The 12,816-nt window shown below is 41.2% G+C and carries 10 protein-coding genes; all 10 read right to left on the reverse strand.

All coding sequences use genetic code 11. The features are described 5' to 3' along the window. Positions 1–80: 80 nt before the first annotated feature. The 10 genes from HM131_RS15645 to HM131_RS15690 all read right to left on the reverse strand — a co-directional run bounded on the left by HM131_RS15645 (position 81) and on the right by HM131_RS15690 (position 12,732). Complete coding sequence (locus tag HM131_RS15645; protein ID WP_232324804.1) at positions 81–1,040, reverse strand: ABC transporter substrate-binding protein; 960 nt, start codon at positions 1,038–1,040, stop codon at positions 81–83. Between the two features lie 136 nt (positions 1,041–1,176). Then, positions 1,177–1,767, reverse strand: coding sequence for a SafA/ExsA family spore coat assembly protein (gene safA / locus HM131_RS15650; protein WP_408607138.1), 591 nt, complete (start codon positions 1,765–1,767; stop codon positions 1,177–1,179). A gap of 327 nt (positions 1,768–2,094) precedes the next feature. Further along, complete coding sequence (locus tag HM131_RS15655; RefSeq protein WP_085030654.1) at positions 2,095–3,213, reverse strand: Ger(x)C family spore germination protein; 1,119 nt, start codon at positions 3,211–3,213, stop codon at positions 2,095–2,097. Next, a complete protein-coding gene (locus HM131_RS15660) occupies positions 3,210–4,313 on the reverse strand; it encodes a GerAB/ArcD/ProY family transporter (RefSeq protein WP_085030655.1) in 1,104 nt (367 codons plus the stop codon). Before HM131_RS15660 ends, HM131_RS15655 begins: the two co-directional genes overlap by 4 nt. Then, positions 4,288–5,826 carry a spore germination protein gene (locus HM131_RS15665; protein ID WP_085030656.1) on the reverse strand — a complete coding sequence of 513 codons (1,539 nt, stop codon included), beginning with the start codon at positions 5,824–5,826 and terminating at the stop codon, positions 4,288–4,290. Before HM131_RS15665 ends, HM131_RS15660 begins: the two co-directional genes overlap by 26 nt. A 106-nt stretch (positions 5,827–5,932) precedes the next feature. Beyond that, on the reverse strand, positions 5,933–7,225 hold the full coding sequence (locus tag HM131_RS15670; RefSeq protein ID WP_085030657.1) for an NCS2 family permease: 1,293 nt from the start codon (positions 7,223–7,225) through the stop codon (positions 5,933–5,935). A 938-nt stretch (positions 7,226–8,163) separates the two neighbouring features. After that, complete coding sequence (locus HM131_RS15675) at positions 8,164–9,612, reverse strand: PH domain-containing protein (RefSeq protein WP_085030658.1); 1,449 nt, start codon at positions 9,610–9,612, stop codon at positions 8,164–8,166. Beyond that, on the reverse strand, positions 9,605–10,084 hold the full coding sequence (locus HM131_RS15680; RefSeq protein WP_085030659.1) for a PH domain-containing protein: 480 nt from the start codon (positions 10,082–10,084) through the stop codon (positions 9,605–9,607). Before HM131_RS15680 ends, HM131_RS15675 begins: the two co-directional genes overlap by 8 nt. A gap of 103 nt (positions 10,085–10,187) precedes the next feature. After that, on the reverse strand, positions 10,188–11,003 hold the full coding sequence (gene proC / locus HM131_RS15685; protein WP_085030660.1) for a pyrroline-5-carboxylate reductase: 816 nt from the start codon (positions 11,001–11,003) through the stop codon (positions 10,188–10,190). A gap of 223 nt (positions 11,004–11,226) precedes the next feature. Beyond that, positions 11,227–12,732, reverse strand: coding sequence for a potassium/proton antiporter (locus tag HM131_RS15690; RefSeq protein WP_085030661.1), 1,506 nt, complete (start codon positions 12,730–12,732; stop codon positions 11,227–11,229). Between the last annotated feature and the right edge of the window lie 84 nt (positions 12,733–12,816).

The raw sequence follows: 12,816 nt of genomic DNA on the forward strand, positions 1-12,816 counted from the left end.
TCTCCTATTTCTCCCTAAAGCTGATTCCACTTTATCATAAAATGACATAAAAAAGCGGAGGCTGGCCCTCCGCTTTTCTGTTATTCATAAAGGTATCGGATAGCATCCTCCAAGATTTTCTCTGAAGAAATCAAGCCGCGGAAACGTGACCACATATTGCGATCCACCTCATAAACTTCATCGTTTTTCACAGCTGATATATCTTGATAAAGGTCATTGTTCTTCCATTCATCTACAACGGTCTGATCGCCCGTCGACATATGGAACATCACATCAGGATTAAATTCTACAACTTGTTCCAAATTAATCTTATTGTAACGAGCATCGCCGCTTTGAATGGCATTTTTTAATCCAATAGACTCTAAAAGAGAACCTGTGTAGGATTCCATGTTGTGAGCAAAGTACCCACTGTCAGCTACTACTGCCGGTAAAACAGTACGATCTTCATCTTCTGGGACTTTTGCACGTAGCTCTTCCATTTTTGCTTTATGTTCCTTCAGAACTTCCTGCCCTTTTTCTTCCATTCCCATCGTTTTCGCTACCGTTTCAAAACTGTCGATGATTCCTTCGTAATCTGCTGCAAGAGAAGGAAGGATGATTGTGGGTGCAATTTCAGAAAGCTGATCATAGATATCTTTATGACGCTTCATATCTGCGATAATTAAGTCAGGCTGTAGCGAACTAATCACTTCTAGCGAAGGCTGTTTACGAGTCCCTACAGACGTATAATCACTGATTTTTTTTCGAATGGGTTCAATGATACGTTCCTTGTCATTATCATCGGCAATTCCAACCGGAGATACACCTAGTGACGCAAGGTTATCAACAAAAGAGAACTCTAGAGCTACGACCTTTTCAGGTGTACCAGAGATCTCTGTTTTTCCCATTTCGTGTTCAATGACACTTGTATCTTCGTTCTGATCTTCTTCTTTCGTTTGATCCTCAGAAGATTGTCCTTCATTCTCACTGGTACCGCAAGCAGTAAGAATAAATGCAAAGGCAATCATAAGTATAAAAACCATAAGTTTTCTATGTTTCATTTTTCTGTCCCTCCACCTAATATTGATAATCATTCTCAAAATAAAACTCTGCTTTCTATCATAATCAGAAAGTCTCATTCTGTAAAGGGTTTACATAAGAAAAAGGTCGATGAATGAACATCGACCTGCTAATTCCTTATTGACTAATGAACATTTGCGTCCAATAATGACCGTAACTTCCACCTTTAGCGTAACCGACCCCAATTTGTCTTAAGTTGGGATCCAAAATATTCTTCCTATGGCCAGCACTATTCATCCATCCATTGACTACCTCTTGTGGCGTGCGCTGTCCTGCTGCAATATTCTCGGCAGCTCGGCGGTAATTGATGTTGAAATCCCTCATCATGGTAAAAGGCGATCCATAAGTTGGAGATGTATGAGAAAAGTAACCTCTGTCTCTCATGTCTCTTGATTTGTAGCGTGCAACGCGGGATAGCTGCCAGTTTTCTTTAAGTGCTGGCAAACCATTTTTCGCACGTTCCTGATTGGTCAAATCGATGACCTGTTGTTCTACAGACTTGATATTCCCCTTCAATGGGATGGTCACCCGATCACCAGGATAAATCAAGTCAGGGTTATAGAATTGCGGGTTAGCGTTGATAATTTCAGATAATCCAATTTGATAACGCTTGGATATCTTCCACAATGTATCTCCGCTTTTTACAATATAAGTATCTGTTGCCGCGTGCGTCGTTTGTGGTACCTGGACGAACAATACCGCTGCCATCATCATGACTCCTAACCACATCCAAAACTTCACATTCGTTCGCTCCTTTATAGTGTAGTCAGATGTAGTTTGGCTTAATAATAAGATTCTATGTACACCAGAAACTAAAATGCACCTGCCAATGGTCAGTCGACAGGTGCTATACCTAAGGGGAGGTATACAAATTTATAAATGAAACGAGCGCCCCCACTTTTGCAAGTAGCGCTCTATTCATTACTGCATGGGTGTGTAATTTCAATACTTGATCCTTTTACAGCAGCACTTTAAAATGTCTGTACTATACAGACGAAACACTCGGGCTATAGGTTTCAAAAAAACAAAATTTTTTTAACTAATTACTCCGTACTGGACAATCTTCACTTTCACATTTGGAACAATATTAATGTTCGGGAATTCCTCCCCCCACTTCACTTTGTTCCAGTATTCCGGATGGTAAGCTTGAAGTTTGCGTCCAATATAAAACACATCACTGTTCGCTTCTTGAATGGTAGCTAAGACTTCCTTGGAATCCTCTGTCAATATTTCTGAGAGCTTCTTATTTAACTCTTTAATTGTTTTTTTATCTGTCAAGTGGTTTCTCGGATATTCCACAACTCTCACTTTTAAGTTTAAATTGATATTAGCCGTAACTTGATCACCCTCCACCTTAACCTTTATATCATGCTCGTTCTTCATTACCTTAACAGTAATGTAGTTCCTCACATGATTTTCCTCCTCGTCTGTCACCTTTTCTGTAATGTTGGTAACCCTGCCTCTCTTGCCCTCTAATAACATTAGCAAAGAGGTGTGATGAGCTGGAATGTACTCACCCGAATATTTATCTTTATGGAACAAAGCAAGTCCAATAAAATTTAAAAGCTCCCTCTCCTCATCCACCCTTAACAAAGGGACAGCGAAATCAACCCCCGGTTCAAGTAATTCACCATGCAGCGTTTCTATGTTTTCCCCTGTAGAATGAGTAGAAGTAACCAGTCCTTCCAATAGTCCACTGGCGTAACTACTGAAACTCGTCTCATTTTCAGGTGATAGTCTAATCGCATCTTCGGCTTTCCCCTCTATAACTGCTATATAAGCGTTTAGATTATTATTCGGATTTCGATAAAATTGATCAAAGACTGGCTGGATACTGTCCTTAGCTAAATCTTCCCCTAATAAGATAACTTTCGATTTTGAAGGGTCAAATGATTCTGCAACCATCTGATCAGTATAATCTCGTGCTTCCCTAGGAGTGTCTCCTGAGGTTGTAACTACCTTAATTAATTCACTTGCTGGACCATCTGTACTGCGCTGAATCGTTGGAATGGTGACTGTTTCTTGAATTCCTCCATTTTCATTCTTGTCAAATCCTATGGCAAGCACAAGTTTTATATCTTTAAATTGTCTCTGATCCCAACAGCCTGTAAGAAGAACGAGGCATAAGACTATATAAAACCAATTCTTATTCACGATACTCCTCCTCGCTTATTACCTCTAAGCAGACTAACTACATAAATAATTACAAGAAAAGCGATCGAAAATATATAGCCAAACCATACAACCAAGTTATTAATTTGATCAACCAGGTTCATATTGTAACCGACGATCGAAGACGGGATGAACAAAAGAGCAGCAGCAATCAAATTAGGAATGGTTGTGGTCTTCGTATTGAAAACATCTATGATGCCTAAGCCTATCATATAAATATAAGTTGTTATCGTCGTTGCTACACTGACCATCCATATTGATAGGAAAAACAGGTCGAGCCTTGTTACGACTGGAAACTCAAAGGATTTTAACATAAATAACAACGGTTCTTGAACAAAACTGATTTCTATAGTACTAAAAAATGTAAAGCTAACGATAACGGTAAATAAATAAAATAGGACTACACACCAATGAGCGTAAAAAATGGTCCTCAACTTTTGTTTTGGCTTTCCTTCTACTTTGGAATAAATTACTAAACTAATAATAAAACCAAAGAATGACAAAACAGCCTCATTCGCTCCTTTTATAACAGGCATCCACCCTGATTGTAAGATAGGAAAGAGATATAAAAGTTTAGATTCTTTTGTTGCATATATGACAAATACGATAAGAAAAATTAACAATGGAGAGACAAACGTGTAAAACCTTCCCATTACGATGACACCGCCCGAAGCCAGATAAAAACAAACCAGGATCATAAAAAATGCTAATATCCAAAAAGGTGTCTGAGGGAGTACCCAAAGACTGATCAGGCGGACAAACAAAAGCAATATCACCATTCCTACTATTATAAAGTATGCGATATATAGGAAAGAAACGCATTTTCCCACCCACTTGGAAAAAACAGCTTCGTTAATCTCAAAAAAATCTTTTTCTGGATATCTCTTTGCAATCAGCCAAATGATAAATAGGACTATTTGAAGAAGGATACCTCCAATAAGAAGAGAAATCCAGCCATCTTGTTTCGCTACAGTATGAAGATCATAAGGCAAAGACAAAATTCCGACGCCAATTTCAGTTTGAACAATAATGAAGAAATACTGACGCCGGGATAATTTAATTTTCGTTTTTGTTTTGTTCATCCTTCACCCACTCCCTCGACTCCTGCATAGCTTCAGCTTTTAATGGATGAGCATCTTTCGGCCTTTTTTTCATCATAAACAACGGAAGTCGTATAAAAGTGTCTTTCAAATCTTTAATACTTAATGGTGCAACAGGAGAAAAGTAAGGTACTCCAAAAGACTCTAGTCTCGTTAAATGGATAGTTAAGAATAAAAATCCAAAAACAATTCCTATGAATCCAAATGTTCCTGCTAAGAAGATAATAGGAAAGGTCAGCAGCCTCAGTGTTGTACTTAATTCGTTCGATGGAACCACAAATGAAGCGATAGCCGTCAACGCAATTACAATTACCATAAGATTGGATACAAGTCCCGCTCTTACGACAGCGTCTCCAATAACGAGACCCCCTACAATCCCTATCGTCTGTCCAACAGGTGAAGGAAGACGAATCCCTGATTCCCTTATCAGCTCAATAATGATGACCATGATCAATGCTTCAAGTAAAGGCGGATAGGCAATCTCATTGATGGAGCTTTTCACTGGGATAAGAAGGTCATCAGGCAACACTTCATAATGGTAACTGATGATAGCAATGTAAAATGCCGGGAGAGCAACTGCAATAATAAAACTAGCCAAACGGATTAAACGAACAAACGTACCTGTATACCAACGTGCATTATAATCATCGGATGCCTGATAAAACATGAAGAAAGTCGAAGGTGCAATTAAGGTTGTCGGACTCCCTTCTGCAAACAACGCAACCCTTCCCTCCATAATATTTGCCGTTACACGGTCAGGTCGTTCTGTATTTAACATTTGCGGGAAAGGAGAATAAGGGTTATCCTCTATGAATTCTTCGATATACCCTGGGCTTTGAATCATTTCTACGCTGATCGCTTGAATTCTCTCTTCCATTTTTTGAATAACTTCAGGGTCAGCTAATCCATCCATATACAGAATAGCTATATTCGTATTCGTTTTTTTGCCGATTTTAAAATATTTAACCACGAGGTCCCTATGGTTAATCCTTTTTCTCACAAGGTTTATGTTCATCAACAAATTTTCTACGAAACCGTCATGCGAGCCACGAACTACTTTTTCATTCTGAGGCTCTTCGACATTCCTGTTAAAGACAGAGGTCACACTAAACCGTGTAATGACCTTGCTTCCATCTTCCATATAGATGGCATGACCCCTGAGCAAGGTATTAATCGCTTCTTCAAGGTTTTCCGAATGCCGTGCATTTGGTATGTCAGGAAAGTCTTCCACCTTACCCCATTCGATAGGAGAAAAGATTTTATCCTGCACTTTATCTTGATCTACGAGAGTTTCAATATAGATAAGTACAGCCTGACCTCTTTTCAGCGACCTTATTTTCAGATCACTGGTTCCCTTGAATGCACTTCTTAAATAGTCGACGTTATCTTTTAATTTCGTTGAACTTGGTTGCTGAGGCTCGTTCTGATCTTCTAGGAGCGTTTGATCTTCTACTTTTGTCCCATCTCCTAAGAAAAATCTTTTTAAAAATCCCATTGGCATCACCTTCAATTAGGGTGCCTCGTCCACTGCCAATCTATACAGGAATTGGCAGAAATACATAAAAAAAGCCTCATGGATTTTCCATGAGGCTCGTTCCATATTAATGACCAGGGAAAAAAGTCATTTGTAATATAAATATAATCGCAAAAAGGTATAGCAGCCAGTGCACAGATTTCCCTTTACCCATAACCAATTTAAGAACAGGATACGTGATGAATCCCATTGCAATTCCAGTGGCAATGCTTGAAGTTAAAGGCATCGTCAGAATAATGATAAATGCCGGGAAAGCATCGTCAAATGACTTCCAATTGACGTTGGCTAAACCTTCCATCATAAAACAACCGACGATGATAAGAACCGGTGCGGTAATAGCAGGTAAACCTGATACGGCTCCAACAAGAGGAGCAAAGAACATGGAGACAATAAACAGGACAGCGACCACTGTGGTGGTCAAGCCCGTTCTCCCCCCTGCCGCTACACCAGAAGATGATTCGATGTAAGCAGATGACGGGCTCGTCCCAAACATAGCTCCTATCGTGGTAGCTGAGGCATCAGCCATCAAGGCCGCTCTAGCTCGTGGCAGACTTCCATCTTTCCGAATAAATCCAGCCTGCTCAGCAACACCGACCATTGTTCCTGTCGTATCAAAGATTGTAACTAGTAAAAAGGCAAAGATGACAGTATAAAGGCTGTTCGCAAAAACTCCTGCGAGATCAATATCCCAAAATACAGGCGTTGGAGGGGCTGACATAACTTTGGTGATCTCTAGCTGACCAGTAAAAAAACCAATGATACCAGTAATCAGCATTCCAATAAATAGTCCGCCCGTTACATTTCTTGCAATGAGAATGAGCGTGATGAATAGACCCACAATTGTCAACAACGTCCCCGGTGCGGTCAAGTCTCCCAAAGTGACCAACGTTTCCTCACTCGCTACGATAATTCCTGACATCCTTAGTCCTAGAAAAGCGATGAATAACCCAATTCCTGAGGTAATCCCATATTTCAATGAAGCCGGAATGGCTGTAATTAGCATCTCTCTTAAACTTGTCAAACTCAAAATTACAAATAAAATACCAGCTAAGAATACAGTGCCTAAAATAACCGAATAACTGACGTCCTGCTGGATAACCTCTGTCACAAAGTATGCGTTCATCCCCATCCCAGGTGCAATCGCAATTGGATAGTTTGCTGCAAAAGCCATTATCAGTGTACCTACGACCGCAGCAATAATCGTAGCCATGAACGCTTGCTCGAATGGGACCCCGGCTGCTGATAGAATCCCGGGGTTAACGACAACGATATAAACCATCGTTAAAAAGGTTGTGAACCCAGCTAATAATTCTGTACGTACATTTGTATGGTTTTCTTCTAATTTAAATTGATTTTTCATTCGTAACACCTTGCTTCCAATTAAAATAGCAACGGTTATTATATTATCTTTTTCACGAACAAAAATCAATAGATTTACCAAAAATGTTCGTGTTTTAATTGAAGCTATCGCCTTACTGTCTTTTCTATATTTCTTATTCCCCTATATAGCAGGTATCCTAAAAACTTCATTTCGAGATAACTTAAGTTTAGACGATTCCGTTACGATAAATAGATGCAGGAGGTCCGGGAAATGGCTCGCTTTCCGTGGGCATGCGTTGAGCCTCCTCGAGCTAATCGCTCTCCGGGGTCTCACCTGTCATGCTTATCCCACAGGAGTCTCACCATTTCCCGGACCTCCTTCCGATTGTTGTGAGTAACGGCAACACAAAAATAAAGAAGTTATGTAAAAAAAGCTTATCTCCCAAAAAGAAGATCGGACGCAAGATTTTAAAGAGCACAATAGGTCAGAATCATTCTATATATCAGCCTTTAAGCCTGGATATCAGCGAAATTGGTGTAAATATCGTCAAATGCTAGTATATTCGTCAAATAATGTATTTAACTGAACAAGCTTGTCCTCATTTCTATTCGATATACTTAAGGGGCTCTAACTTAAAGTAGGAGTTCTAATTCCTCATGAGTGGGTCGTTCACCACAGAATAGATAGGTTGGCTGGAAAACAGCGAGACTCCCGCGGGAGAAGGACTTAGGCGAGACCCCACAGAGAGCGCAGCGAATGAGGAGGCTCGCCAGTTCCCCCGCAGGAAAGCGAGTTGTTTTCCAGCCAACCTTACGCTTATTAAGCAACGGCCCTAGAATATCTCGATTTCAAGTCTTCTGGTTAATGAGGCTTTAATGGGAGAAAAGAAACCATAGATTGACGCTCTACTTATTAACAAAAGGTTAAGCAAAAACATGAAAAAGAAAAGGAACCGAAGATAAACTTCGATTCCTTTCTTACCCTGGACGATACCAGCCTATGATCTTTCTCGAATCCTTGTCCTCCAAATATAAGCATTGAGCCTGGGCACCGCCGACACCGGACTTCAAGGTCACGTGTACACTCTCTAAATCAACTCTCTTCTGAAAGATACTTTGAGAAAGAGAGGCAGCCTGGATCCGGTATTTTTTCATCACATACGTTTGTCTGGTGATGGACCGGCTTCTCAGCGTCAGTTGTTGATCTTCAATATCCCACCCTGCATCGTTATAGGCTAGCAGTCCTAACCCAGTAAAAGCGAGAGCCCCTAAGATTCCAAACACTCCATAGGGAAACAGAAATATACTTAACGGAACGACGGCAAGCCATGCAAACCAGGAATGCCGGATCATATACCTTATCTTCGCCCTTTTCGGCGGCTTTTTCCAATCTACATCAAAGCGATATTCTGTTAATATTTCCTGAAGAACACGAGCGATCTTTTTCTTTTTAATAAAAGGAAGAACCCTCAACTGCTGATCGGACTCGTTCGGAAGGCCGCCTCCTGCACTGATTATAGTTACGGATGCAAAGCCAAGAGGCTGACGGATTAAATTCTCGTCTACTCTTAATCCTTGGATACGATTCAGCGGTATGGTCATCTGTTTCTTCTCTAGCCATCCTCTTGTAATAATCAGATCATCTTCATTTAGATAGACCGTAAAATTTGCATATCTGAAAATCGTCAGCAAAATAGAAATGGCATAAGCAATCAGAAGAACCATAAGGGCTGTAAAAGCAACTATCAATACGCCAATCTGAATCCAGTCTAGAATCTGGTCATAGATAGCACCAAGAGGCAGGACGTCCATAACCTGAGAAAAGAAGACACCGACACCAGAAATGACAACACCCGCTCCGCCTGAAGTGATGGCCATCAGGATGATGTCTTTCATGTTCATTTCATAAACTTTCTTGCGAGCAGACCATTCATTTTTACTTTCTTCGCCTTGTTCATATTCGACTTTCTTATTTTTTTCCTTCAGAATTAGCGCTTCCAATTCTTTTGCCTCGGTAAGCTTGATCGCTGTCAGTTCTCCCTCAGCTTTCTGACTATCTGTAGACCCCGCTGTTTCTACAGAAACTTTGACAAGCTGGAATGGCCGATGGAAAATCCCCTCGGAAAAATCGAGACTTTGAATTCTTTCAAAAGGAATATAGCGCTTTTTGCGAAAAAGAAGTCCATACTCAATCCGAAGCTCGCCCTCCTCTACACGGTACGTGAATCGTAGCCACTTCACGATACCTGCCACGAGAATCAATAAGAGAAAGCCAACCCAAATCAATAGAGGAACCCATTCGATATCCCCACTCAGAACATTACCGTTTATGAAAAATACGACTAACAAAGGAAGCAAGGCATCCTTTAAGCTTTTTACAAAATTAATAAGCGCTGAAATCGGGTGGAGACGTTTCGGTTCAAACATCTTCCTCTGCCACCCTTGCTAGTGAAGATATCGACTGCCTCAGCTCTTCTGCTTCCAGCTCATCAAGAGCAGGTATTTTATGTACAGTAGCCGCTGTAGAGATGCTGATCGTAGATAATTTATATTTACGCAGCAACGGTCCTTGTTCCGTATCGACGTGCTGAACTCTTATCATGGGGACAAGCGTTCTTTTTATAATAAGTATGCCGTATTGAAGTTCGATGTCCTGATCGGTCACTTCATAACGCCACCGTTTCCAACGCAAACTTGGAATCAGCCATACAGAAAAAAGGATTTCAAAAAGGATGATTCCCGCCGCAATCGCCAGTAGCCAGGAAGGCCAATTCCACAGTAAAACAGTGACGATGAGACCTGCCGCAAGCATTGTCGTCACTCCTACTTGGATCGCACCATAAATTCTCCATAGAGTTAGTGCTTTTCGGGATATTCTCTGAGCTGGTTCCTTCCACATATACAGACCTCCTTACCCTTTCCCTATACATACGGTACTGATCGCCAAATGGTTTCGCCCATACGAAAACCAGACATGTAAAACATGTCCGGCTGAGCTTTGCTTATTTCGTACCTTTTCCTAATTGCCTTGATCTTTCTGTACATGCTGTCATCGTTTGAATGACGGCGTTACGAAAGCCTTCTTCTTCCAGTTTGGTTACACCAGCGATCGTTGTTCCGCCTGGTGTGCAAACAGCATCTTTTAAGTCCCCAGGATGACGGCCGGTTTCAAGTACCATTTTAGCAGCTCCCATCACCGATTGAGCCGCTAGTTTGTAAGCCTTATCTCTTGGAAAACCTTCGTTCACAGCACCATCAGCCATTGCCTCAATAAACATATATACAAATGCTGGCGATGAACCACTTAGCGCTGGCACAGTATCCATTAGTTTTTCTTCGACGACCTCGGCTTCACCGAAGCTTTCAAACACTTCCATGACTTCTGCTAATTCCTGTTTCGTCACAAAATCATTTGGACAAAGCACACTCATTCCCGCTCCTACTAGAGAAGGGGTGTTCGGCATAGATCGAATGACTTTCACGTTTTTTCCAAAAGCCTCTTTCATAGCATCAAGCGTAATTCCTGCAGCAACTGTAACGACTACAGTGTCCTCTGGGACTTCATCCCTAATTTCCTGGATGACGCCTTGATAGACATAAGGCTTTACAGCCAAGAAAAGGATTTCACTTTCCCTCGCCAGCCTTTTATTATCATTAGATATTTGTATGCCGTACTCGTCTGTAACAAAATCAATGGTTTCATCAGACAAAGCCGTTGCGGCAATTTGTTCCGCTTCAACTAAGCCGGCATCAATCATTCCTTGAATCATCGCCTGGCCCATTTGGCCACAGCCGATAAATCCCAGTTTTTTGTTCACCGTACATCCCTCCTTAGTCTCTCCATTGTATAGGAATCTTTCTTTCATCACAATTCCATTTACTAAGAAGGATGAATTTACGTTAACGTATAGTAAATATTTCTTGTTTTCTGAAGAAAAGGTTTACAAATTATGGCTTGTTCCCTATAATATAAAGTGTATTCTTCATATCATATTGAATCACCCCAAATATCATAGCTGCTACGAAAAAAGCCGAGCTGCCTCAAGCTCGGCTTTTTTCGTTGTCCACTTCTTGCGTTCTCACGGCTTCTAACAATTTGCGGACTTCTTTTTTGCTGCTTCTTGATACAAGAATATAGAGCGTATCCCCTGTTTTGATTTCTGTCTGACCGTACGGAGTGATCACATCTCCGTCACGAATAATGGCATTGATGAGGGCACGGTCCGGCAGCTCCATGTTCTCCAGCGTTTGCCCGACAATCTGGTTGTGTGCCATTACCTCAAACTCCATCATTTCAACGTTTGTTTTTCCGATCGAAATCAGCTCAAGCGAGTGGATAGGATTCGTCATTTTTTCCGAGACGAGCTTAAGTCTCTCTGCTAACCACGTAATGGTAGATCCTTGCACGAGTGTTGAAATCAATACTGTAAAGAATACAACATTGAAGATAACCTGGCTGTTCTCAATCTCAGCAAGCATCGGAAATATAGCTAGTACGATCGGCACAGCTCCGCGAAGTCCAGCCCACGATAAGAATAACTTTTCTTTCGTATCGAATTTAAATCCGGCTAAACTGATAAAAGTCGCTACGGGTCTTGCGATAAGTATCAAGACAATTGCAACAATCAATCCATCAATCATTACTGGAAGTGTAAAAACTTCTGACGGAAAGACGAATAGCCCTAAAATGATGAACATTAAAATTTGAGCCATCCAACCGAATCCTTCATGGAACCTGAGGATTGAATAACGGTAGGCAAGTTCGGCATTCCCGATAAAAACAGCCGCTACATAAACAGCAAGAAGTCCACTCGCCTGAATAAGAGAACTCGCACTGTAGGCCAGAAAGGCAAAACCTAGAGCGAACAGCGGGTAGAGGCCGCTCGAATCAAGATTGATACGATTCAATGAATAGCTGGCTAGATAGCCGACCATAGCCCCGACAACTAACCCAGCTCCCATTTGCCAAAAGAAAGAACCGACCATGCCCCAAATATTCACGTCAGGAATTGTCAGCAACTGAATGAAAGCGATCGTAAGAAAAACGGCCATCGGATCATTGGTACCAGATTCTGCCTCAAGGGTCGCTTCAAGCTTACCGCGAATGTTTTTTCCTTTTAACACAGCAAAAACGGCAGCTGCATCTGTTGAACCAATGATCGAACCTAAAAGTAATGCTTCAAGCCAAGTGATATGTAAAATATACTTTGCTGCTATGGCAACGATTCCAGTAGTGAGCACAACCCCTGCGGTGGCCAGGGTTACGGAAGGCCCAATGACTGAGCGAATATCATTCCATTTCGTCAGCATACCACCTTCAAATAAAATGACAATCAGCGCAAAGACTCCGACAAGCTGGGCAATTTCAGGATTATCAAAATACAGGAAACCCAGTCCATCACTGCCCACAATCATTCCTACAGCAATAAAGAGGACAAGGGAAGGAACCCCTAATCGAGAAGAGAATTTTGTTACGACGATACTGATGATTAATAATAGTGCTACGAGCATGATGAATTGATTAGATTCTAAGATTTCTTGGATCATTACAGATACCCCTTTTTGTCTTCATTCCTCTATTTTACAAAAGATGATAGCAAAACGCATGGATTTGAATTGAAGCGGCTCCCA

Origin of the sequence: Halobacillus mangrovi, from assembly GCF_002097535.1 — a bacterium.
GTDB lineage: Bacteria > Bacillota > Bacilli > Bacillales > Halobacillaceae > Halobacillus > Halobacillus mangrovi_A.